Origin of the sequence: Anabaena sp. UHCC 0204, assembly GCF_009711975.1 — a bacterium.
Lineage (GTDB): Bacteria > Cyanobacteriota > Cyanobacteriia > Cyanobacteriales > Nostocaceae > Dolichospermum.
The window spans coordinates 1-23,931 of record NZ_VIKW01000010.1; the positions used below are offsets into that span (position 1 = coordinate 1).

The 23,931-nt window shown below is 38.7% G+C and carries 18 protein-coding genes and 1 tRNA gene; 12 read left to right on the top strand and 7 right to left on the bottom strand.

All coding sequences use genetic code 11. The features are described from left to right. Both FJR04_RS10535 and FJR04_RS10540 read left to right on the top strand, forming a co-directional pair. Positions 1 to 2,493, top strand: a 2,493-nt coding sequence (locus FJR04_RS10535) for a DUF4157 domain-containing protein (protein WP_168494384.1), incomplete at its 5' end; no start/stop codon positions are given. Further along, positions 2,445 to 4,046, top strand: a complete 1,602-nt coding sequence (locus FJR04_RS10540; RefSeq protein ID WP_168494386.1) for a hypothetical protein — start codon at positions 2,445 to 2,447, stop codon at positions 4,044 to 4,046. The genes FJR04_RS10535 and FJR04_RS10540, both read left to right, overlap by 49 nt. 38 nt (positions 4,047 to 4,084) lie before the next feature. Here FJR04_RS10540 and FJR04_RS10545 read toward each other — a convergent pair whose 3' ends face one another. Together FJR04_RS10545 and FJR04_RS10550 are read right to left on the bottom strand one after the other, a co-directional pair. Continuing rightward, complete coding sequence (locus FJR04_RS10545; RefSeq protein WP_168494388.1) at positions 4,085 to 4,948, bottom strand: nucleoside hydrolase; 864 nt, start codon at positions 4,946 to 4,948, stop codon at positions 4,085 to 4,087. Positions 4,949 to 4,986: 38 nt separating this feature from the next. After that, positions 4,987 to 5,298 carry a hypothetical protein gene (locus FJR04_RS10550; RefSeq protein WP_168494390.1) on the bottom strand — a complete coding sequence of 104 codons (312 nt, stop codon included), beginning with the start codon at positions 5,296 to 5,298 and terminating at the stop codon, positions 4,987 to 4,989. 232 nt (positions 5,299 to 5,530) lie between these two features. Here FJR04_RS10550 and FJR04_RS10555 point away from each other — a divergent pair, with 232 nt between their 5' ends. The 6 genes from FJR04_RS10555 (at position 5,531) to FJR04_RS10575 (ending at position 12,097) form a co-directional block, all read left to right on the top strand. Next, a complete protein-coding gene (locus tag FJR04_RS10555; RefSeq protein WP_168494392.1) occupies positions 5,531 to 5,725 on the top strand; it encodes a hypothetical protein in 195 nt (64 codons plus the stop codon). A 403-nt stretch (positions 5,726 to 6,128) separates the two neighbouring features. Beyond that, positions 6,129 to 6,263 (top strand): hypothetical protein, encoded by a 135-nt coding sequence (locus FJR04_RS26480; protein WP_256366795.1) that lies wholly within the window; start codon positions 6,129 to 6,131, stop codon positions 6,261 to 6,263. A gap of 6 nt (positions 6,264 to 6,269) precedes the next feature. Next, entirely contained in the window at positions 6,270 to 7,961 is a 1,692-nt protein-coding gene (locus FJR04_RS10560) for a YbjN domain-containing protein (RefSeq protein ID WP_168494394.1), read from the top strand. Positions 7,962 to 8,312: 351 nt separating this feature from the next. Further along, entirely contained in the window at positions 8,313 to 9,731 is a 1,419-nt protein-coding gene (locus FJR04_RS10565) for an ammonium transporter (protein ID WP_168494396.1), read from the top strand. A 271-nt stretch (positions 9,732 to 10,002) separates the two neighbouring features. Beyond that, entirely contained in the window at positions 10,003 to 10,815 is an 813-nt protein-coding gene (locus tag FJR04_RS10570; protein ID WP_174763528.1) for an SGNH/GDSL hydrolase family protein, read from the top strand. Between the two features lie 73 nt (positions 10,816 to 10,888). Next, positions 10,889 to 12,097 (top strand): 4-hydroxy-3-methylbut-2-enyl diphosphate reductase, encoded by a 1,209-nt coding sequence (locus tag FJR04_RS10575; RefSeq protein ID WP_168494400.1) that lies wholly within the window; start codon positions 10,889 to 10,891, stop codon positions 12,095 to 12,097. Positions 12,098 to 12,139: 42 nt separating this feature from the next. On the opposite strand, the gene FJR04_RS10580 is transcribed toward FJR04_RS10575, so the two are convergent. From FJR04_RS10580 to psbZ, 5 genes are all read right to left on the bottom strand, one after another. Beyond that, positions 12,140 to 13,405 carry a glutamate-5-semialdehyde dehydrogenase gene (locus FJR04_RS10580; protein WP_168494402.1) on the bottom strand — a complete coding sequence of 422 codons (1,266 nt, stop codon included), beginning with the start codon at positions 13,403 to 13,405 and terminating at the stop codon, positions 12,140 to 12,142. A 4-nt stretch (positions 13,406 to 13,409) separates the two neighbouring features. Beyond that, complete coding sequence (locus FJR04_RS10585; protein ID WP_168494404.1) at positions 13,410 to 13,817, bottom strand: hypothetical protein; 408 nt, start codon at positions 13,815 to 13,817, stop codon at positions 13,410 to 13,412. Between the two features lie 207 nt (positions 13,818 to 14,024). Next, positions 14,025 to 14,096: transfer RNA gene (locus FJR04_RS10590), tRNA-Gly, on the bottom strand. A gap of 101 nt (positions 14,097 to 14,197) precedes the next feature. Next, entirely contained in the window at positions 14,198 to 14,689 is a 492-nt protein-coding gene (gene ribH, locus FJR04_RS10595) for a 6,7-dimethyl-8-ribityllumazine synthase (RefSeq protein ID WP_168494406.1), read from the bottom strand. A gap of 192 nt (positions 14,690 to 14,881) precedes the next feature. Then, positions 14,882 to 15,070, bottom strand: coding sequence for a photosystem II reaction center protein PsbZ (gene psbZ, locus FJR04_RS10600; protein ID WP_168494408.1), 189 nt, complete (start codon positions 15,068 to 15,070; stop codon positions 14,882 to 14,884). Between the two features lie 642 nt (positions 15,071 to 15,712). Here psbZ and FJR04_RS10605 point away from each other — a divergent pair. The 4 genes from FJR04_RS10605 to FJR04_RS10620 all read left to right on the top strand — a co-directional run bounded on the left by FJR04_RS10605 (position 15,713) and on the right by FJR04_RS10620 (position 23,837). Then, positions 15,713 to 18,436, top strand: a complete 2,724-nt coding sequence (locus FJR04_RS10605; protein ID WP_168494410.1) for a CBS domain-containing protein — start codon at positions 15,713 to 15,715, stop codon at positions 18,434 to 18,436. A gap of 219 nt (positions 18,437 to 18,655) precedes the next feature. Then, positions 18,656 to 19,582 (top strand): undecaprenyl-diphosphate phosphatase, encoded by a 927-nt coding sequence (locus tag FJR04_RS10610; RefSeq protein ID WP_168494412.1) that lies wholly within the window; start codon positions 18,656 to 18,658, stop codon positions 19,580 to 19,582. Between the two features lie 113 nt (positions 19,583 to 19,695). Continuing rightward, positions 19,696 to 21,021, top strand: coding sequence for a TIGR03279 family radical SAM protein (locus tag FJR04_RS10615; RefSeq protein WP_168494414.1), 1,326 nt, complete (start codon positions 19,696 to 19,698; stop codon positions 21,019 to 21,021). A 167-nt stretch (positions 21,022 to 21,188) separates the two neighbouring features. Continuing rightward, positions 21,189 to 23,837, top strand: coding sequence for a family 10 glycosylhydrolase (locus FJR04_RS10620; RefSeq protein WP_168494416.1), 2,649 nt, complete (start codon positions 21,189 to 21,191; stop codon positions 23,835 to 23,837). The last annotated feature ends 94 nt before the right edge of the window (positions 23,838 to 23,931 follow it).

Here is a 23,931-nt window from a genome sequence, read left to right on the forward strand (position 1 = left end):
GATTTTAGTAGTGTGAGAGTGCATACAGATAGCAAATCAGATCAACTAAATCAATCATTGAATGCTAAGGCATTTGCCACAGGACAAGATGTATTTTTTAGACAGGGAGCGTATAATCCTACAAGTAGAGATGGGCAACATTTATTAGCTCATGAATTGACTCATGTAGTGCAGCAAAATGGGAATACAGTTCAACCAAAATCATTAACTAAAATTGCTCGGAAAGAAAATAAAATTGAATCCAAGATTGCCGAAAATCCTCCAGAACAAAAAGAAGAAGATAATGAATCACAGGTAGAAAAATCAACTTCACAAACATCATCCACTTTAGATGAAAATACCGCCAAAACCTCTCAAACAGTAACAGCAAAGTCAAATAAAGCCAGTTCTGAAAATGTAGCAACTGCTAAAGAAAGTAATGAAACTGTTGAAAATGCGGATACCCCAGTAGGTGAACAAGAAAAAGCCAGTACCACAACAGAACCCAGCAAACAACTAGCGGCTGCTGGTGCAACAGACACCACCAACAACTCCAGTAATAACCAAACCACAAGCATCAGTGGATCTGCCAGTACAGCTATAGCAGGAGGTGGAGCAAAAGCTCCCGCTTCAGCAGAACAAGATCCTGATTTTCAAGCAGTAGTAGGTAAATCTCAGACAGTAGCTGGACAACATAAGCAACATGATCCAGCCCAGTCCAAATCTCAACAAGCCCAAGCCGCAGCCCAACCTCCTAGCAATGAAGTAGAAAGTAAAGCCCAAGGTAATCATGTTGGCGACATGGGGCAAACAGAAACCCCACCATTTGATGCAGCCGGTTTCAAAGCCAAATTGATGGAGCGCATTGCGGAAATGGCTCCTAAAACATTGGAAGAAGCTGATGACTTTAAGAAAAACAATAAACTTGATTCCATGAAAGGGGAATTAAGTGGAACAGTCAAAGAAGAACAGAAAAACTCCCAAGGTTCACTAGAAGAAAAAACCAAAGAACCACCAAGCACTAATGGTATAGAAGCCAAACAAGTCACACCACTACCACCACCAGAACCAGGAACAGCACCATCAAATATTGGCGCAGATAAAGCAGCACCTAAACCAAAAACACAAAGTGAAGTAGAAGCACCACTACAACAAGACAGTAAAAAACTTGACCAACAAATGGCGGAAGCCAAAGTAACAGATGAGCAATTAGCAAATTCCAACGAACCAGAATTTCAAGGTGCATTAGCCAGCAAAAAACAAGCCCAAACCAGCGCAGAAAAAGCAGGTCCAGAATATCGTCAACAAGAGCAAAACTTAATAACTACAGCCAAAGCTACGGCTGAATCTACAGCACAACAGCATTTACAACAAATGCAAACTGTGAAAACACAAAATTTAACTCAGGTATCAAGTGAGCAAATAGGAACAAAAGGCAAAGATGAAGAAGCAAGAACGAAAATAGCAGGTGATATTAATAAAATCTATGAAGCTACGAAAACAAAAGTAGAACAAACACTTAGTGGACTAGATAGTAAAGTACAACAAGCCTTTGATACAGGAGCAGCAAACGCCAAGAAAACCTTTGAGGATTACGTTGGTAAGCGCATGGACGATTATAAAAATGATCGCTATGGCGGCATTTTAGGACCAGGGAAATGGTTGTGGGACAAATTGTTTGGTATGCCCAGTGAAGTTAACGCCTTCTATCAAGAAGGAAGACAACTGTACATCAACCAGATGGATGGTGTAATTAATAATGTCGTAAGTATTGTCAGTCAAGGATTAACCCAAGCGAAAGCAGAAATCGCTAATGGAAAACAAGAAATACAGCAATATGTCCAAAAACTCCCCCAAGAATTACAAGCAGTTGGACAAGAAGCCGCAACAGAGATTCAAGGCAAATTTGATGAATTACAACAGAATGTTGACGATAAACAAGGCGAATTAATTGAGAGTCTCGCCCAAAAATATCAAGAAAATTTGCAAGCGATAGATGCCCGCATTGAAGAAATGAAGGAGGCAAATAAAGGTTTTATTCAAAAAGCTTTCGACTTCATCGTGGGAGTCATCAAGACGATTATTGAGCTAACCCAAATGCTCTTGCAAGTGCTAGCGCGAGTTGCTGGCGTAATTGGGCAAATCCTCAAAGACCCGATTGGTTTCTTGACTAATTTGATTCAGGCGGTGAAGCAAGGCTTCCTCAACTTCATGAAGAATATCGGGAAGCACCTCCAGCAAGGATTAATTGGCTGGCTGACAGGCACAATGGCAGAAGCTGGTATTCAAATGCCAGAAAACTTAGACATCAAAGGGATCTTTAGCCTAGCAATGCAGATTTTGGGCTTCACCTATGAAGCAATTCGCGCCCAAGCCGTGAAAAAATTGGGTGAAGAAAAGGTCAGTCGGTTGGAACAAACTGTTGATGTATTTCAAGTCTTAGCCAGTGAGGGAGTGGCGGGGATATGGGACTTTGTCCAAGAGAAAATGCCCTTGCTAAATCTTTACCAGTAGTCATCAGTTTCCTAGCAAGTCTTTTGGGCTTAGATGGAATTGCCGGCAAGATTCAAGCAATCTTCCAGAAGTTACGGAAACCGATGGAAAAAGCAGTTGATTGGGTAATTGATAAAGGCGCGAAGGCGTTTAATAAAGTTGGCAACAAGGTTAAGAATAGCAAGTTGGGTAAGAAGGCCGGAAAACTGAAAGATTCGGCGAAGGAAAAATATAAAGCCGGTAAGCAGTGGGTTGAGGATAAGAAGGAAGCTGCCCACAATTGGGTTGACGGCAAGAAAAAATCAGTTAAGGATAAGTTTGACAAGTTTGGCAATAAAGTCAAAGATAAGTTTGGGTTTGCCAAAGATAAGGATAGTAAGGAGAAGCAAGGCAAAGATCACAAGACCGATGAGCGCACAATGGAGCAAAAGAAAGCTGACGTTCACAAAGCTGTGGTCGATGCTGAGAAGATAATGGAGCAAAAGGGTGCTACGCCAGATAGCATTAAGGCAAAATTACCAGCTATCCAATCACAGTACAAATTAACTGCGATCAATCTAGTAAAAGAGAAAAGCAACAAATACCATATAGAAGCAAAGATTAACCCTAAAGAAAATTCAGATTCCATTTCTCTAGGGGATGGTGAAAGAAAACCTGCAACAATCAAGAAGATATTCTTTGCATCTAAGGAGAATCAAAAACAGACCCCAGAGGGTGAAGCTTGGTATGGTGACTGGTTATTAAAAAAATTGAATAGTTTTGCACCAGGTTTAGACGATAGCAAACTAAAAACGAGAAAAAATACTATTAGAAGCATCAGAGGTGACGATAATACATGGACAGAGCTGCAAGGTGCTATTTATGCTCCGTTCATAGAAGACAATCGCCAAGCTATCCAGACTCTTCAAGGAGAAATGGATGATTGTAAGTATTTACTGAGTCTTGAAAGGGGAGGAGCATTCCTAGCTGATCAGTTAACAAAAGGAAAAAATCTTCCTAGTAAAAAAATTCAAAAAAGAACTCTAAGCGAAGAGGAAGCTCAAGCTCTCAACACGAAAACAGATGCTCACAAAGTTCAACAGCAGTACGATCTAAAAGAAGGTATTAAGCAACTGATGAGCGGTAAGGAAAATGAAAATATCACCATAGCTATCGCAGAGACTCTAGTAGGTGGTGGCTCTAGAGATGCGTTGATCAAAACCGTGAAAGAGATACTAGAGAGTGGCGAATATCCTAATCTTAAATTTAAACTTCTTCTGCTACAACAAACAATACATACAGAAGATGAAGGACAAGGTATAGTACGGCAAGGATTAACTAAAGTTAGTGGGATAACGGAAGCGAATCGAATACAAATTGTTACTGGATCGACAAAATATATTCTTGGAGAAGATGTGGGTTATCAATTGGCTAAGAGTGGCGGTAATTCAAATAAACCAGTAATTGTGTTTCAAGGAACTAAAGAAACGCTAGTTGCTTACCAAATAACTCCAGAAAATAATACAACAGCAAGAGATATAATTACAGACCTGAATGCAGGAGCCTACACTGGCCTTCTGCCAGGGATATTATAAGATCCCATGATGGAAAAGGAAAAACACACCTTTATTCTTTAATAAGCGGTGAGAGTTTGGACAAATTTTTCTTGGTCGTAGTCAGTAATAATCCATGTCCTAGTACTAGGAGATAATTTTGCTCCCCACTGGCCATTATCGCAGTACAGATCAACCTCAGCCCAAGTCCCGATAGATTCATCAATAGCACAGCAAGCAGCTAAAGGATCGTGAAATTTTTTGCCAGCAGGTTTCTTTTTCAAATAGGCATCCATCCCTTTCCAAATGTAGGCAAGAGCCTTGCTTTTGTCTTTTACTGCCTCGAAATGCTTGTGCATCTCTTGGTCATAGTAAACTTTATGGCAGACGTTTTTAGACACAAAACGTCTAATACCAATACCTGAATACTCTAAAGCTGCTAACGCCGATTTTGAATCTCCATTCAGGTTATAGCTAGGACAAGTGACCATCCCCTTGAACTTCTCCAACTGCTGTTCAGGAGGAATCACACCTTGACCAGCAAATCCCCCTTGGGTAACTAAACGACCTAGTTTCAACACTTCTCCCCCTGGTATTGAACTAAGGGTTATGGCAGCACCAAGGTTCTTAAGAGGCGCACCCGTAATCAGGGTTGTGTTCTCGTCACAGCAACGCAGCAGAACCTCACCTCCCGGTTCAGCATCGTAGGAGGGAGGTATGTTTCCATAGACTTTGTAGTGCCATCCAGAGACGCACTGCTTTCCATGCTCAAGATTATAAGCTCCCACGGGGATATTCAAACCAAACCATTGCGTGAGTGCGTGTCGAACTAATCCAATTTGATCGGGTGTACCAGGAGTGACGGTTACTGCCTTAAGGTTAACCTGGGGATGTCCAATTAAAAAGAGTAGAGTTAGGAAGTCATCAGGATCGCTGGTTTCCATGTCCCAAACTACATTAATCACCCTTACCTCTATGTGCTTTAAACATCAACTCTTATGTAATCTAACTCTTCCATTAACCGATCAAAGTCTATTGGGTTGTTTTCAACAGGTTGTACTAAGGCATAAACGAAAGGAAATTTGCTTTTTGTAACTTCTTCAAATTTATATTCTATTAATTTTTCCTCAACATCAATTGTATTTTCTATTAAAAGTAGTTGATAACCCATTATTTTATTAGTATCATAAAGCGGTTTGATATTTTCCTTTGTCTTTTGAATAGTTCCTTTGCAATTTACTAAATTCCCAATAGAATTAAAATGAACATATTCATGGGCTAATTCATTATTCATTTTATTTTGACTCTCTGTTTTTCACGGCTATCTAAATCCTTACTATAGGAGTAGTATTTGATTTGGAAAAAAGATACATACGTAGGGTGTTTTATCGGCGAGAGTACGGCACCGTCCTCAAGGGTTTGGTGCGTTACAAACTGCATTCTAACACACCTACAATACCTAATTTTGTTCAAAAATCAAATATGATTCCTATATCTTTAATATTAACCAAAAATTCTTAAACAGGATGACCAATAACTTTGAACATCTCCAGTTAAACGGAGACTTAACCCTACATGACTCCTCCCAAACACCCCTAATAGTTTGCGCGATCGCTATTGACCAAGTATTAGCCCTGTTCTGTCAGATTGGGAAAATGCAATACCTGAAAGGTTTACGGGGCTTGGGTTTTGACATTTTATGCAGCAATTTTATTTTTTAATACATAAAAAAGCGCCAAACCTTGATGAAATAAGAGTTACAAAAGATGGATTCGATTATTGTTTTCCGAGAGTGACAAAACAGGGTTAGCGGCTGATGCCCTTGGATGTAGTTTAGGGCGATAGTAAGATTTTGGGAAGTGCGATCGCGCTTGACACCAATCCAATTGATAATGGTGCAATCAGCGCAAAACCAAAAGCGTTGCCTACGGCGGCTCCTTTGGAGCATCGCTCGATCCTGGCTTGGCAGTGGGATAATGTGTAGAGCGATCGCACTGAAACCCGATTTATTAGCGAAACATATTCCACTAACTCAGGTGAGCAATACTCACTAACTAAGCCTGCCATAAGAATTCCAGTGCTTCTCAAAAGTGCGATCTCTAGCTCGATTGTTTACCACAGAATATGTTTACAACAGATAGTTTTGTCACCGCTCAAGCTAAATATTTAGCTGAAGACATGATTGAGTCCGATATTGAGGGTATTGTTGAAAAAGGGCAGGATTATGAGGCTTATTTACAAGAAAGAGGAGTTTTTTGACTGAATATGACTACTTATACTGAAAACCATCAACTTAAAAATGAATTGATATTACATGATAGCTTCCTATCCTCTATAAGTATCAATAATGTTTCTCTAAACTTCATCAAACAAGATGATCAAATCATCGAATGTCGTCTCACATTCCCAGTAAACCTAGAACTCTATCAACGCATTGAAAAAGATGCTCTATTCAATCTTAAACCAGAAATACGCAGCCCTTTTATTGGCGGTAAATTCCTCTTAGAAACTGATATTACCATCGAAATTACACTTCAACCTGACTTACTCCCCCAACTACTAGAAAATGCTAATAACATTGAACAAGCAGCTACATATCTTTTAAAACTTAGTCAACATTTCGACTTCGCTCAATGCCAGCAATCAGAAAATCAAGAAAATATCAATCCCCTATTACAAACAGAAAATTGGCTATGTTTATCTGTAAAACAAACTCAAAATAACCAAGAAATTGGTTATAGTACCTTTTGGAATTACGTCAATCCTGCTACTATCAATAATCCTGATAAAATTAGTCAAGGAATAGTTGATTTTTTCCAAGAATGGACACAAACCAATTTATCAACAACAGGAATTATAAATAATAGTATTAGTGATATTTTCAAGAATTTCACTGATGAGATATTTGGAGAAACAAATAACAATAATATTAATCAAACAATGCTAACAACAATAATTAACTTTTTCCTAGAAGATGATTGGACATTTACCAAAATCGAAGGAGAAACTAGTTTAAGACTAGGTTTTCAAGGAGATAATGGTACATGGAATTGCTACGCTAAAGTCAGAGAAGAACAAAAACAATTTGTATTTTATTCTATTTGTCCATTTAAAGTAGAAGAAGATAAAAGATTAACCATTAGCGAATTTATCACCAGGGCAAATTATGGCATGATTAATGGTAACTTTGAAATGGATTTTAATGATGGAGAAATTCGTTATAAAACTAGTATAGATGTAGATGGAGATCAACTGAGTTCTGCACTAATTAAAAATATAGTTTATGCCAATGTCACCATGATGGATGAATATTTACCAGGAATTATAAATGTAATTGAAAGTGATATTTATCCTGAATTAGCTATTAATAAAATAGAACAAAATGAAGAGATTAACCAATCATTAGATCAAGTTGAACAGTTACCATTGATTATAGCTGTTGATGAACAAAAAGAGGATCTTAAAACCCAAGAGAGAACTCCATATATACTAACAATATTAACACCAGAAGAAATTGCCCAATTTCATCACGCATTACAATTAATGCCTCCTTATCAACATAAACAAGCTAATGCTATATTGGAGAACCTGAAAAAAGAACTTATTTCCAGATTAGGAGAATTAGGAGAAAAAATATTTATTCAAGCAAATATATTTTTTAAAGAAATAACAATATCCGCAAAAAATATTAAATTGATTCAAAGATATTCAGGAATAGCGGGAAAAATACAGTCACTAGTAGAAAAATTACAGAGTTTGAGCCAAAAGGATGACGAACTACCTATAAATACTCCTGAATTAAAAGCCATTTCCGATTTACAAACATTATTTAATAGTGTTGAACAACGGTTACAAGAATTACCAAGTGATGCACTAATTGGTAATAAAGAAGTAGAATTATTGGTAGAGATTGAAGACTTGAGAGCAAATTTAGTTCGCCGAGAGAAGTTGTTATAAGTAATGTTAGTAAATCAATGGTGATGGATAGGATTACAGATTTTGTAACTGATAAATGCCATTATAGACTCAGTAACAGCGATCGCTTCGCTGGCTGTAGGTATCGCCACAGGACAAGCAATTCAAGCTATAGACAATGCCCAGGGGAAACGCATCTAAATGATATTTTTAATAAATTGAAAGAAATTAGCTTCCTCCAGACTCCCACAAATACTGATGCAAAGATAAGATTTTTGTTAAGCTTCCTGGAAAATTAAAATTTGAGTAACTTCTAAGACAGAAAAAAGTAGTAAATATTACGAATTGTATTTAATTAAGACCAATATCGCCGACGAATAGGAACGAAAATAAGTGTTCAAGAAAGTGGTCATCATTGGATGTTTAACCCTATTGTTGCTGATAGGGTTATTGACAGGAAATGCTTCTGCACAAACTTCAATTCCTGGACCTGCTCCTGATCCAGGAGATACAGCATTTATGCTCATATCATCAGCCATGGTATTGTTGATGACACCGGGGTTAGCATTTTTCTATGGTGGATTTGTGCGATCGCAGAATATTCTCAACACATTAATGATGAGTTTTGTGTTGATGGCGATTGTCGGAGTAACCTGGATTCTCTGGGGTTACAGTTTTTCCTTCTCACCGGGTAACTCGATCATCGGTAGTTGGCATTGGATGTTTGGGAATGTGGGTTTAGAAACTCAAGGCTATTTACCCCACATGGCTTATGAAGATGCCCTCAAAGCAGCAGATCCTACCTATGCGGATGTCACTTCCTATGCTAAGACAATTCCCCATCAAGCATTCATGATCTATCATGCCATGTTTGCAATTATCGCCCCAGCCTTAATTTCGGGAGCGATCGCCGAACGGATGAGTTTCCGTGCCTATTGTCTATTTGTGCTACTGTGGTCAACCTTCATCTACACACCCCTAGCGCACATGGTTTGGGCAAAAGGAGGATTTTTAAGTTTATATGGCGGACTAGGCGCTCTAGACTTTGCTGGGGGTACAGTCTTGCATATTAGTTCCGGTGTTTCGGCACTAGTCGCAGCCATTGTCCTCGGACCCAGAAAAAATTATCCCAATCGTCTTAGCCCCCCTCACAATGTCCCCTTTATTTTGTTAGGTGCTGGCTTACTTTGGTTTGGCTGGTTTGGCTTTAACTCTGGTAGCGCCTTATCTGCTGGCACAGTAGCCACAGTAGCCTTTGTTGCCACTAATACATCAGCCGCGGCTGGGGCATTAATGTGGTTGATTTTAGAAGCCCAATTAAGGGGAAAACCTACTGCTGTAGGCGCAGCCACGGGTGCTGTAGCTGGTTTAGTTGGTATCAGCCCAGCCGCAGGATTTGTCACACCTCTAGGAGCAATGTTAATAGGTTTCATGACTGCTTGTGTCTGCTTCTTTGCTGTCAGTTTCAAGCATAAGTTACGGATTGATGATGCCTTAGATACCTACCCTATACATGGCGTTGGTGGGACTGTAGGCGCGATTTTCACAGCCATCTTTGCCACAACTCAAGTTAATCCCGGAGGTAAAGATGGTTTACTGCGTGGTAACTTTAGTGAATTATTTGTAGAACTAATAGCGATCGCTCTAGCCTATATTGTTGCCGGGGTGGGAACTTGGATCATTCTCAAAATTATTAGTGCTACAGTCGGTTTACGAGTTCCAGAGCAAACAGAAAATCAAGGTTTGGATATCCACGAACACGGTGAAGAAGGTTATAACTCCGACTTCGCTGATCGCATTTCTCATAAGTAGTCAGTAGGGGAAGTAGGGAGCAGGGAGCAGGGGAGTAGGGGAGTAGGGGAGTAGGGGAGTAGGGGAGCAGGGGAGCAGGGGAGCAGGGGAGCAGGGAAAACTTCTTAACAACTGACAACTGACAACTGACAACTGACAACTGACAACTGACAATTACCCATGACCAGATTTACAATTAATTCAATATCGGTAATGTTTCCTAGTCGTGTCTAATCGTGTAAAAACCTTTCCTTTCTGGGGATTCTTAGCATTGTTAACTAACATCATCCTAATGTTAGCGGTCATTTTATTGATTTGGCGACAGCAAAAACTAATCCCTGGATTAGAAACCACAGCTATCCCAAATCCCCCAGAACCAGTTAACCTCAACTGGAAAAATCAATATGTACCCCCAGAGTTGGGTCCTCGTCATAAACTCAGTTATCCCCAATGGTTAGATATTCTTAAACAAGAAGCGAAAGCCACTGTTGAAAAAAATCCCCAGCGATTAACTATCCTCGCGGGAGATTCTCTGAGTTTATGGTTTCCACCGGAGTTATTACCGGAAGATAGATCCTGGCTAAATCAGGGAATCTCTGGGGAAGTTAGCAATGGGCTATTACAAAGATTAGATTTTTTTGACCGCACCCAACCAGATATGATTTTAATTATGGTAGGGATTAATGATCTAATTCGGGGACTAGATGATCAGGAAATTTTAGGTAATTATCGGCGAATTATCAATTATCTGCAACAAAAACACCCCCAAGCAGAAATTGTTGTCCAGTCAATTTTGCCTCATGGTGCAGAAGGAATCACTTGGGAAGGAAAAGAAAAACTCCTAGCTATTCCCAATCTGCGGATTCGCAAGTTGAATGAGGAATTGAATAATATCGCTACTGCAAAAGGTGTCAGATATCTCAATTTACATCCCCTATTCACTGATAAACAAGGTAATCTCCGTACAGATTTTACTACCGATGGTTTACATCTGAGTCCTCCTGGTTATCTAGTTTGGCGGACTGCTTTACAAATGTATAGTAACCAACAAGTAGCACCCCAGCTTCCTCAACCACAAAAGATCAACTCAGGAAATCGGATATAAATCACAATTTTCTGTCTTAATCGTCTCCAAGCGCGAGAAAATCAAAAATAGTAATTTTAGTGGCTTATTTCAAATGGATACAAAAGCTTTTAAACGCAGCCTTCAACATTCAGCCAATTACAATCGTAAGGGTTTTGGTCATCAAGCGGAAGTTGCTACACAGTTACAATCTGAGTATCAGAGTAACTTAATTCAGGAAATACGCGATCGCAATTACACTCTCAAACGTGGTAATGTCACTATCCAACTAGCTCAAGCATTTGGTTTTTGTTGGGGTGTGGAACGGGCTGTAGCTATGGCTTATGAAACCCGTCAGCATTTCCCCACGGAACGCATTTGGATTACTAACGAAATTATTCACAATCCTTCTGTGAATAAACGAATGCAGGAAATGCAGGTAGAATTTATTCCCCTCATTGATAAGGTAAAAGACTTTTCTGTTGTTGGTAAAGGTGACGTGGTAATTTTACCAGCCTTTGGTGCAAGTGTTCAAGAAATGCAAATCCTCAATGATAAAGGTTGTCAAATTGTTGATACTACTTGTCCTTGGGTATCTAAAGTTTGGAACACTGTAGAAAAACACAAAAAAGGCGATTACACCTCAATTATTCACGGCAAATACAAGCATGAAGAAACTGTTGCAACCAGTTCTTTTGCTGGTAAATATTTGATTGTTTTGAATTTGAAAGAAGCAGAATATGTCATTAACTATATTCTCAATGGTGGCAATCGTGAAGAATTTTTAGCCAAGTTTGCTAAAGCTTGTTCGGCGGGATTTGATCCTGATCAAGATTTACAACGGGTAGGTATTGCTAATCAAACAACTATGCTCAAAGGTGAAACCGAACAAATCGGTAAAATGCTAGAGCGAACTATGATGCAAAAATATGGACCAACAGAGTTAAATCAGCATTTTCAAAATTTCAATACTATCTGTGATGCTACTCAAGAACGTCAAGATGCTATGTTGGAATTAGTGGAAGAAAAGGTGGATTTAATGATAGTTATTGGTGGTTTTAATTCATCAAATACTACTCAGTTACAACAGATTGCTTTTGATAAAAATATTCCTTCCTATCATATTGATTGTGTTGAAAGAATTCAATCAATTAAGACTATTGAACATCGGCAATTAACAGGAGATTTGGTAATTACAGAAAACTGGCTACCGTCAGGAGAAATTAAGGTTGGTGTTACTTCTGGTGCTTCTACACCAGATAAGGTAGTTGAAGATATCATTGAGAAAATTTTCGCCCTCAAAACAACCGCAGCTTTAGTTTAATCGTAGACTCCTGAAAGGGCGCAGACCCTGCGCCCCTACCTCCTAAAATCGTCCATTACCTTGAACAATGTGTTTTACAGTTGTCAAAGTCTCCAAACTAATAAATCCCCTTCTATGTCCTTTTTGATTTGACATTCCTAAAAATACTGCATCTCCCCGTGAGGAGTTACGGGCAAAACGGGGGGAAGCATTAATGTAGGTGGAGGCGCTATTTACTCCTAAGGCAAATTGACGACTTTCTTGGTAGGATTCTGTAACAATGCTATCAGCATGACCACTACTATATTGATTAATCCAAGCGATCGCACTTTCTAAACTATCTACCAATTTAAACGCCACTGTTTTGGTTAAATAGGGTACTCCCCATTCTCCATCTTTTGCTAATTGCAACTGGGGAAAAGCTTCTACTAATTCCGCATCACCTCTGAGTTCAAAACCTTTTTCCTTTAAGCTACTCCACAATACCGATAAGGAAGATGGTAAAGATTGACGATGAATTAAAACTTTTTCAATCGCATTGACTGGATCTGGTTCGCTTTCATGACTATCCATAATCATCAAGCGCACCATTTCTAAACTACTATTTAGTGACCAGTACAGGTAACAATTACCCATTGCTGATTTTAAAACTGGGCAAGTTGCTTGTCTAACTACCTGTTGAATTAAGCTAGAACGTCCGTAGGGAATAACTAAACTTAAATCCTGATCTTGAGTGACTAAATCTCGCACAGAAGCCCCATGTTCAGCGGTGATTAATTGTACACAACCTGCTGGTAAACCAACTTGAGTAATGGCTGATTGTAGTGAATTAGCGATCGCCGTATTAGAATGACTAGCTTCTGTACTCCCTTTGAGAATAATACTATTACCTGTTTTCAGGCAAAAACCAGCCGCGATCGCCCCCAAATCTGGGAAAGCCTCATAAATAAAGGCGATCACCCCTAAAGGCATTAACTGGGTATAACTTTGGGAGTCTTCCTGTTGATAATCAGCAGTTCTCACTCGTCGCAAAGGATCTGATAATTCCCCTAGTCTTTGCAGAATCTTGATTGTATTCTCCAATCTGGAGGGAGTTAGCTTCAACCAGTCCAAAATTAATTCTGGAACTGCCATTTCTCGACTTGCTTCTAGATCTAATGTATTAGCTTCGAGAATTTCATCAAAATCACATTCTATTGCTTGTGCCATTGCTAACACAGCCCGACTCCTGTCTATCCCCTTCGTAATTCCCAACTTCAATGAAGCTTGAAAAGCGCGTTTTGCACTAGTCATGGGTTCGGGGTAATCATCAATCACTTCACCTGTCATGGAGTTAACGTCTGTAAGTAAGCCAGACCATTAGTGCTGGCAGAATTGCCAACAACACTGCTACCATTGCCCACGAGAGGATGCTGGAACTAGTAGCAAACCACAGGGCTAATGGCAACCATATAATCACTAACACAAAAATAATGCTTAGTGCTATGGGTAAATAGCTTTGTCCTAAGCGAGGTTGAACTATGTGCCAGTTATTTCCTTTCCATCGCCAAGCCCGCTTATAGGGATAGGTGGTAGAAAGTTGTTCTAATACATATCCATTTTCCTCTACAACAAAAATCTGCTGGCAGCGATCGCATCCAAAGGCTTCTGTGAGAGTAATAGGAATCAGTTGTCCCTTGCGACGACAAGGACAAGTATATTCCTTATTCAGGTCAATTTTATCTGGTTTTGGAGATTGCACAAGCGAGGTAAATAACTTGAGCGGTTTTTTTACATTATTCCCCAATTATTCTGAAAATCAGTATGGGGAAACCTAAAATTACTTCTAAAAATTGATGTAGCCCGGAAAGTCTATATTACTATCCCAACTGAAAAAGCCATGACCCACTAGATTAGCAGGCACAGAAGAAAATTTAGCCCTGTTCTCATATCATAGCTTTAAATTAAAAGCGGGTGATGGGATTCGAACCCACGACATCAACCTTGGCAAGGTTGCGCTCTACCACTGAGCTACACCCGCAACTGCACAATAATCTTATTATTCCAGATTTATTCTCAGTTGTCAACCCCTAAATTAAATTTTTTTGTCAGTGGTCAGTTGTCGGTGGTCAGTCGTCGGTTTTAACTGGCTAAATTTGGGCGTAGTTGACGCATTAGACTAGCCATTTCGATCGCATTCATGGCATATTCCCAACCATGATTACTTTTAATTCCGGCTCTTTCTAGAGCTTGCTGCATAGTATCTGTTGTCAAAATGCCAAAAATTACAGGTACACCTGTTTGAAAACTAGCCGCAGCAATCCCTTTAGAAACTTCAGCCGATACATAATCAAAATGTGGTGTTTGTCCTTTAATAACCGCACCAAGGCAAATTATGGCATCATACCGACCAGACATAGCCAATTGCCGAGCTACATTTGCCACTTCAAAACTACCAGGGACCCAAACGTAGTCCACTTGTTCACCTTCGGGATCAGGATCGATCCCGTGACGTTTCAAACAATCTTTACACCCTTCTACTAGTTTAAGTGTGACCAAATCATTAAATCGAGCAATGATCAATGCAAACCGCAATGACTCGGTTTGCAGAAAATTCCCTTCAAAAACTGCCATAACTGCCTCTGAATAAATTTACTCTACCTGCTTTATCAATATACTTTTCTATCTTCAAAATAGAAGAGCAGGAAAGCACAATTAGGAAAAAGTCATCGAGAAAAAAAGTTTTTTCCTTTTTGACCCTTTACCTGGGCTTTTCTGCTCCTCTAATCTGTATGTTATGTGTTAGTGGATAATTAAAGCAGTCAATTAAACCACAAAAAAGTTTAATATACCGACTAACACCACTAAAATTGCCCAAATTCCCGAACCAACCCAGAGCAGTTTTTTAGATTCTACCCAGTTTTGAGGAGTGGCGTAAACAACAGGTACACCAACTACAAGCACAAAAGAGAACAAGACTAATGATATTAAGGCGATTTGAAATACTATGGTCATTTTATTTTTCCCAACATAACGAAATCTTAGTTTTGCCCATAACTGTTACTGTATAAGCAGTCTGGGTTTTTCAGTGAACCTCATGAACTCACAAGGCATCACCTGATCAATTAATATTTTACGTCTGGTTTTTGACACTCTCAGCGTCTAAAGACGCTGAGATTCTTTAATCAATGAGCCAACTTACAATTGCTGGATTACTCCAACAAAAACAGAGGTCGATTCTCCTAAAGCGTTAATTCCGGTATGCCCTACCGTACTTGATTTTTGCATTTCATTTCTCACCAAATTTAGCTTTCCTAAACTGCAATACCGTTAGGTATGACTACGCACTCAACCAAATAAGTTAAGTTTTTACGTTGTTTAGTTATACTTAAATTCTAGAATCGTTGAAATTGTATCACATCTACTATTACCATTCGATGAATTAGGCGCAATATTTTCGCCCGTGTCGCTTATATCTCAGCACGCTTTGTGACTGAGCTTTACGCTTACCGGGTAATTTTGTATGTAACAGTTGCTCATTTCTCATCCTGCAATCTGTTATTTCTTTCGAGGATTGGGTATGGGGATTCGAGAAATGATTAAGATAGAAGTGGCATTAGCCATACTTCTGGGTGCAGTCCTTGCGCCCCTACATATATGGATTTAATTCTTTGTCATACAACTGCTGATTTTGATGCTTTAGGGGCAGCAGTGGGGTTAACTTGTCTTAAAGCAGGAAGTAAAATCGTCTTGACTGGAGGGGCCCATCCTCCTGTAAGAGATTTTTTGGCACTACACCGAGATGAATATCCGTTGATTGAAAGACGTTCGGTAAATCCTGAAAAAATTCGTTCTTTAATAGTTGTTGATACTCAAAAGCGCGATCGCCTGGGTAAAGCCGCTGAATGGTTCGATTTACCCAATGTCCAAGAAATCATCGTTTATGATCATCATCTCGGACAAGAAGGGGATATTCCCACTACCCAATTATACATTGACCAAGTGGGCGCTACAACTACCTTAATGGTAGAAGAATTGCAAAAAAGCCATATTTCCCTCAATTCTGCCCAAGCAACCGTAATGGCTTTGGGTATTCATGTTGATACAGGTTCATTAACATACAAACAATCTACCTCTAGAGATGCTCTCGCATTAGCTTGGTTAATGCAGCAAGGGGCAAATTTATCAGTAATTTCTACTTACCGTGATCCTGGTTTATCGCCACAATTACAACAATTATTAAGTGAAGCTTTAGAAAACTTACACTATCTCTGTTTACGGGGATATACCATTGCTTGGGTGACACTGACAACAGATGGTTTTGTACCGGGTTTATCAAATTTAGCTTCCGAAATAATTGATTTAACCGAATCTCATGCTGTCCTCTTAGCGAATAAATATCCCTTGGGTGAAGATGATTGGCGCTTAACAGTAATTGGGAGAACTCAAATTCCCCATACCAATCTTAATTACTTATTTCAACCTCATGGCGGTGGTGGCCATTCCCAAGCGGCATCTCTCAACCTCCGCACTACAGATGCACAACCAATTTTACAACAATTATTAGATGGTTTAAAAGCCCAAATTCCCCATCCTCCTACAGCTAGAGACTTAATGTCTTCTCCGGTCCGGACAATTCGTCCTGAAACCACAATAGCCGAAGCACAGCGGATTTTATTACGCTATGGACATTCAGGTTTATCTGTAGTTAATACCCAAGGTTTATTAATAGGAATTATTTCTCGACGGGATTTAGATATTGCTTTACATCATGGGTTTAGTCATGCACCAGTTAAAGGTTATATGACAACTAATTTAAAGACAATTAACCCAGATACTTCTTTACCTGAAATTGAATCTTTGATGGTAATTTATGATATTGGCAGATTACCAGTATTAGATCACGGGCAATTAGTTGGTATTGTCACCCGCACCGATGTTTTAAGAGAATTACATCAATTAACAATTCAAAATAGTGGTTCTGCTAGGCTGCCGTCAAAAAAATTCAAAATTCAAAATTCCGAACATAATTTAGGACTTAGTAGTGAATTAGAAAATCGTCTCGCGCCTCAACTTTGGCAATTACTAACTATAGCATCGCAAGAAGCAGAAAAACGAGGCTGGCATCTTTATTTAGTTGGTGGCGCAGTCCGAGATTTGCTACTATCAGATGCGGAAACTCACGCCTTAATGATTAATGATATTGATCTAGTAGTTGATGGTTTTCATAAAACCGCAGATGTCGGTGCAGGTGTAGAATTAGCTAAAGCATTACAACCACTTTATCCAAATGCTAGATTAGAAATTCATGGCGCTTTCCAAACTGCGGCTTTATTATGGCACAAAGATCCAGAATTAGATTCATTATGGGTAGATATTGCCACAGCCAGAACAGAGTTTTATCCTTACCCAGCAGCAAATCCAGAAGTTGAAGCTAGTTCCATTCGTCAAGATTTATATCGGCGAGATTTTACTATTAATGCCATGGCATTGAGATTAACTTCTCCCCGTGCTGGAGAATTATTAGATTTTTTTGGTGGTTTTCTAGACTTACAAAATCAACAAATTCGGATTTTACACGCCAATAGTTTTATTGAAGATCCGACTCGTATTTATCGCGGCGTGCGTTTTGCTGTGCGGTTTGGATTTTACATAGAACCACAAACAGAAGCCTATATTCGTTATGCTATCAATAGTGGAGTTTATGATCGGACTAGTCAAACAAATAATAAAACTCCGGCTTTACAAACTCGTCTAAAAACCGAATTAAAATATATATTAGCAGCATCTTATTGGCAATCAGCTTTAGAATTGCTGAATAGCTTAGGTGCTTTACAATGTATTCATCCTTCTCTCGAATTAGATGCGGAACTGGCTCGACAATTAAATTTGTTAGCACGCTGTTTAGAGAAATTTGACCGCAACCAAACTTTAATAAATTGGCAACTACGTTTAGAAGTATTAATAGCTTATTTAAAACCAGAATATCGCCAAAAAGTAGCGAAGAATCTCCAATTAGCTGATGATAGTATTGCCAGATTACAGAAATTATCTCAAATTCAGTCTGAGGTGATGACATTATTACCGACTTTTGAAAAACCTAGTCAAACTGTCTATTTACTCAAGAAGTATGATTTGCAAACTTTAATCTTAATTGCTTTACAAAGTCCCCGGAAAATTAGAAGACGCATTTGGCAATATTTAACTAACTGGGGAAATATTCAACCGCTGTTAAATGGGAATGATTTAAAAGAATTGGGTTATAAACCTAGTCCTCAATATAAGCAAATGCTTGATGATTTATTAAGTGCTACAGTAGATAGTCTAATTAAGAATAAAGCTGAAGCAAAAGAATTTTTAGCCAAGCATTATCCTCGGTAATTTAGCGACTAGAAGTCGCGGCTACACAGACAAAACCCATCTTCATGGGTTTCAAATTCTGGCGTTGCTGATTAAGATTCTCATTCGTTAGTCACCAGTGCTGTGAATGAAACAATTGTCAATTATCAATTGATAAGATTTTGCCCAAAATGACTGAACACAAGCAACTCCAGTTGGATAATTTGCTAGAATTACGCATTGATTTTGGGAGTTTGATTAATGGCAATAATTTTAGAGATAAATAGTATGAATTTACTATCATGGCAACTACTACAAGTAGGAGTACCTGCTGAGGCAGTTACTAGCCAAGTTGATATGCTGCAAGGACTTATCCAGGCGTTTATTTTAGGGATTGTGCAAGGGATTACAGAGTTTTTACCCATTAGTAGCACTGCACATTTATTAATTGTTACCAAGATATTTGGGTGGAAAGAACTTGGTTCTAAAGATTTTGTTGATGCTATTCAGTTTGGTAGTGTGATTGCTATTTTGTGGTATTTTTGGTCTTTGGTTTCTAGTTTAGTTAAAGGTGCAATTAAAGCCTTTAAAGATAAAGACTGGGAAAGTGAAGATTGGAAAATTGTTGTGGGGATTGCTGTGGGGACAATTCCAGCTTTAAGCATTGGTTTTTTGTTTAAAGATGTCATTCCTGAAAGTGCATTAATTATTGCTATAATGTCAATTGTTATGTCAATTTTGCTAGGTTTAGCCGAGAAAATTGGGACTCGCAAACGAGGTTTCGATACTTTAGAAATTAGAGATGGTATTTTGGTAGGATTAGGACAAACTCTAGCTTTACTTCCTGGAGTTTCTCGTTCTGGTGCAACTTTAACTACTGGGTTATTTCTAGGATTAGAAAGAGAAGCAGCAGCGAAATTTTCATTTCTGCTAGGGTTTCCAACTTTGACGATCGCTACTTTATACAAAAGTCTGAAAATCTTCCAAATGTTTCAATCTCAACAGTTACCAAATAATATTGTCATCTTGCTAATTGTTGGCATCATTTCCACCTTTATTTTTTCCTATTTATCAATTGCCTTTTTAATCAAATATTTACAAACTAAAAACACATTTGTTTTTGTTTGGTATAGATTGGCTTTTGGTATTTCCATTTTATTAGCGATCGCCAGCGGTTGGCAAGGATAACCCTATTATGTAAGAATTCAGGAGTCAGGAGTTAGAATATTACCTATTTCCTGTTCCCTATTTCCGGACAACTGACAACTAACAACTGACAACTGACAACTGACAACTGACTCATGACTACCATTCAACCTGCTAAAATTACTAAGGTGCTTCCTGACTCAATTGCTTCCGAAATTGGCTTTGAAGCCGGGGATGCGATTGTGGCTATTAATGGCACACAACCCCGTGATTTAATTGATTATCAGTTTTTATGCGCTGATGAAATTTTGGAATTAGAAGTTTTAGATACGACTGGAAAAACTCATCATGTAGAAATTGAAAAAGATTATGATGAGGATTTAGGATTAGAATTTTCTACAGCTTTATTTGATGGTTTAATTCAGTGTAATAACCGTTGTCCTTTTTGCTTTATTGATCAACAACCACCGGGAAAACGTTCTAGTTTATATTTAAAAGACGATGATTATCGCCTAAGTTTTTTGTATGGTTCTTACCTAACTCTTACAAATTTGACAGCAAGAGAATGGCAAAGAATTGAACAAATGCGGTTATCTCCTCTGTATGTTTCTGTGCATTCCACAGAACCAGATGTGAGAATTAGACTTTTGAAAAATCCTCGTGGTGGAGAAATTATTTCCCAAATTCGTTGGTTTCAAGAACGAAGATTACAAATTCATGCTCAAGTCGTGGTTTGTCCAGGAATAAATGATGGTGAACATCTAGAAAGGACATTACAAGATTTAACATCTTTTCATACTGGTGAATTACCAACAGTAGCATCAGTAGCAGTTGTTCCCGTGGGTTTAACGCGGTTTCGTCCCCAGGAAGATGAGTTAATTCCCGTGACTAAAGAAAAAGCACAAGAGGTAATTTGTCAAGTTAAATTACTCTCTCAACAATTTCGGAAAAAATATGGTTCTAATGTGGTGTGGTTAGCTGATGAATGGTTTTTAATTGCAGGGGAAGAACTACCAACAGAAGCTGAATATGAAGAGTATCCACAAATTGATAATGGTGTTGGTTCAATTCGTTTATTTATTAAACAATTTACCCAAACTGCAACTGAGTTATTACCACCAAAAATTACACAGCCCCGCAGATTAACTTGGGTTGTTGGTAATGCAGTGGAAACAGCATTTCAACCACTTGTACAACAATTAAATACTGTAGCAGGATTAGAAGTAAAAATACAAGCTTTCTCTAGTGATTATTGGGGACAAAGTATCAGTGTCACGGGTTTATTAACAGGACATGATTTACTTTTAAACTTAAAAGGGCAAGATTTAGGAGAGGGAATTTTATTACCTAGTGTTATGCTTAAACATGGGGAATTGGTATTTCTAGATGATATGACGGTTGAGGAAGTATCTAAAAAATTGAATGTCAGTATTTTCCCAGTAGCGGGAGTAGAGGAATTAATAAATACTTGTATACAATAGGATTGATAATTGACAACTAACAACATTACGGGCGAAGCATTCGGTGTAAGGGCGTTCGAGAAGCGTGCTGGAAGCATCAGCATTCGGAAGATAAATTATCGGTTTTTTCCCAAGTTTACTTTCCGAATGCTTCGCCCTTACGACAACTGACAACTGACAACTGACTAATGAATAACAAAACAGTCGGATTTATTATTTTAAATATTAACCTTTTCCTGTTTAATATCTTGGGAATATTACCTGCAAAAGCTACCAATAATACTCCTGTATTTAGTGTAGTGAATAGCCAAAATAATCCTGAACAGTGGAGGGGAATTAGTAACCGTTTACAGAAACTAGGTGTGAACTATTGTGTCATTTCTTTGAGTAACGTCAAAAATAAGGCTGATTGGGGTAAACCACAGGTATTATTTTTGCCAAACGTAGAGGTATTGACAACAGAACAAGCGATCGCTTTAGATCAATGGGTAAGTCAAGGTGGTTACTTAATAGCTACTGGACCAGTTGGTAATTTATCCACCCCCGGAGTTCGTCAATTATTACGAAAACTGCTGGGAGGTGCTTGGGGATTTAGCTTAAATACTGCGGAAAATTTACAACCTACAAACACGACTATTCCCAATTGGGTAAATCAATCAGAACTTTTTGGGATAGTTCGAGGTGGTGTCATTATTCCTAATAATTCTCCTAGTCAAACTGCTGTAGTTTGGAACTCAAAAGATCGTCCATTAGCAATATTAACAACAGAAAAATCAACCTTATTAGGTTGGCGTTGGGGAACAGATACTGTCGCCCCAGAAGGGTTAGATATTGCTTGGTTAAAGGCTGCTTTGAATCGGCATTTAAAATTACCAGTTAATAGTAAACTGAAAATTGCGAATCCTGCACCAAATTGTCAGCCAGCAACTATAAATACACAAACTCCCACTGTTCCATTTCAACCCAAAATACAAACATCTAGCTTATCAGTTCAACCTAAAACTATACCCCAAAATATCCAAGATCCAATTAATCAACTAGAGCAAAACGTGCGTTTAGATGTTATTCCTAATTCTAACGTGCCGATTGATCAAAAAGAAGCGATCGCTCTGCAAACAGAATTAGAAAATCTCATTAGTCGTGTAGAAAGCGCCCATATATCAGCCTCAGTTACTAATTTTTCTAGCGTCAATAATTCTCAAATCAAAAGAATAGAAACTAGAAAAACAGCACCATCAAACTTAGAAAAAACCTTGATCAAAGCAAGGAATTCCGTCAAGGATCTCCCCTTATTAATTGAACAGAAAAACTATGCAAAGGCGCGGCAATTATGGTTGCAAACAAAATCTGATTTGTGGCAACAATTTCCGATTAATCAACAATTAGCCCAACCAGAAATCCGTTCAGTTTGGTTAGATAGAGGCACAATTGTTAAAGCTGGAAACGAAGCCGAATTAGCCAAAATTTTTGATAAACTAGCACAATCTGGGATTAACACCATCTTTCTAGAAACAATCAATGCTAGTTATCCTATTTATCCCAGTCAAATAGCACCCCAACAAAACCCTCTCATTCGTGATTGGGACCCTCTCGCCAGCGCCGTCAAATTAGCCCATGCAAGGGGAATGGAGTTACACGCTTGGGTGTGGGTATTTGCAGCCGGAAATAGCGCCCATAATCAACTTATTAATGCTAGTCCTGATTATTTGGGTCCCGTACTCGCAGCAAATCCTGATTGGGCTAACTATGATAACAAAGGTAACATTATTCCCATTGGTCAGACCAAACCTTTCTTAGATCCAGCCAATCCTCAAGTCCGGGAATATTTACTGAAACTATATACAGAAATTGCTACTCGCTATCAGGTAGATGGTATCCATCTCGATTACATTCGTTACCCTTTCCAAGACCCGTTTGTTGGTCGTACCTATGGCTATGGTAAAGCTGCAAGAGAGCAATTTCAAGAACAGACGGGGATAGATCCTTTAGATATTTCCCCCAGTCAGCGGGAATTGTGGCAAAAATGGACAGCATTTAGGACCCAACAGGTTGATAGCTTTGTGTCCGAACTATCCAAGACGTTGCGACAAAAGCGGAAAAATCTGATTCTGTCAGTAGCCGTTTTTCCCTTACCAGAATATGAACGAATGCAAAAGATTCAACAGCATTGGGAAGTATGGGCAAGACGGGGAGATATAGATTTAATTGTGCCAATGACTTATGCTTTGGATACGCCGCGGTTTCAACGATTAGCCCAACCCTGGATTAATTCTACAAAATTAGGTGCTACCCTATTAGTCCCCGGAATCCGTTTACTGTCTTTACCAAGTATAGGTGCATTTGATCAACTGCAACTGATTCGAGATTTACCAGTCAGTGGTTATGCGTTGTTTGCAGCCGAAAACTTTAATCATGAACTTGAGCAGATATTTAATAGTACCCAAGGGAGAAAAAATGAACCTATACCCCAGCGTCAACCTTTTCGCACTGCGGCTTCTCGTTATGCAGCGTTGCAAACAGAATGGCAGATAGTCCAAAATAATGGTCAATTATCCATGTCTGCGATCGCTAATACTGAGTTTAATAACCAAGCTAAGGAATTACAAAATGCTTTAAATCAACTGGCAAATGTCCCTACTGCCATTAATTTAATTACAGCTAGAAAGACTTTAACCCGTTTCCAGGCACAATTTCCCACCTGGATACAAGCAGAAAATTCTCCCAATCCTTATCAAGTTAAAGTTTGGCAAAACCGTCTTTTGACTATAGAACGATTAATACGTTACGGTGAAAGAAGATTAAATCTGCGTCGGCAAACTAGTACCAGTGTGAATTAAAAATTAATAATTGTAGCAACTGCCAAGGTGGTTAGGACATTAACTAATGATAAAACAAAAAACAGAAACAGACTTCCCACCCTGTCGCCTGCTA

Excerpts from the sequence above, each read along its gene's own strand:
- FJR04_RS10540 (WP_168494386.1), top strand. The coding sequence starts at position 2,445 with ATGGGACTTTGTCCAAGAGAAAATGCCCTTGCTAAATCTTTACCAGTA.
- FJR04_RS10545 (WP_168494388.1), bottom strand. The coding sequence starts at position 4,948 with ATGGAAACCAGCGATCCTGATGACTTCCTAACTCTACTCTTTTTAATT.
- FJR04_RS10550 (WP_168494390.1), bottom strand. The coding sequence starts at position 5,298 with ATGAATAATGAATTAGCCCATGAATATGTTCATTTTAATTCTATTGGG.
- FJR04_RS10555 (WP_168494392.1), top strand. The coding sequence starts at position 5,531 with ATGACCAATAACTTTGAACATCTCCAGTTAAACGGAGACTTAACCCTA.
- FJR04_RS26480 (WP_256366795.1), top strand. The coding sequence starts at position 6,129 with ATGTTTACAACAGATAGTTTTGTCACCGCTCAAGCTAAATATTTAGCT.
- FJR04_RS10560 (WP_168494394.1), top strand. The coding sequence starts at position 6,270 with ATGACTACTTATACTGAAAACCATCAACTTAAAAATGAATTGATATTA.
- FJR04_RS10570 (WP_174763528.1), top strand. The coding sequence starts at position 10,003 with ATGTTAGCGGTCATTTTATTGATTTGGCGACAGCAAAAACTAATCCCT.
- FJR04_RS10575 (WP_168494400.1), top strand. The coding sequence starts at position 10,889 with ATGGATACAAAAGCTTTTAAACGCAGCCTTCAACATTCAGCCAATTAC.
- FJR04_RS10580 (WP_168494402.1), bottom strand. The coding sequence starts at position 13,405 with ATGACAGGTGAAGTGATTGATGATTACCCCGAACCCATGACTAGTGCA.
- ribH (WP_168494406.1), bottom strand. The coding sequence starts at position 14,689 with ATGGCAGTTTTTGAAGGGAATTTTCTGCAAACCGAGTCATTGCGGTTT.
- psbZ (WP_168494408.1), bottom strand. The coding sequence starts at position 15,070 with ATGACCATAGTATTTCAAATCGCCTTAATATCATTAGTCTTGTTCTCT.
- FJR04_RS10605 (WP_168494410.1), top strand. The coding sequence starts at position 15,713 with ATGGATTTAATTCTTTGTCATACAACTGCTGATTTTGATGCTTTAGGG.
- FJR04_RS10610 (WP_168494412.1), top strand. The coding sequence starts at position 18,656 with ATGGCAATAATTTTAGAGATAAATAGTATGAATTTACTATCATGGCAA.
- FJR04_RS10615 (WP_168494414.1), top strand. The coding sequence starts at position 19,696 with ATGACTACCATTCAACCTGCTAAAATTACTAAGGTGCTTCCTGACTCA.
- FJR04_RS10620 (WP_168494416.1), top strand. The coding sequence starts at position 21,189 with ATGAATAACAAAACAGTCGGATTTATTATTTTAAATATTAACCTTTTC.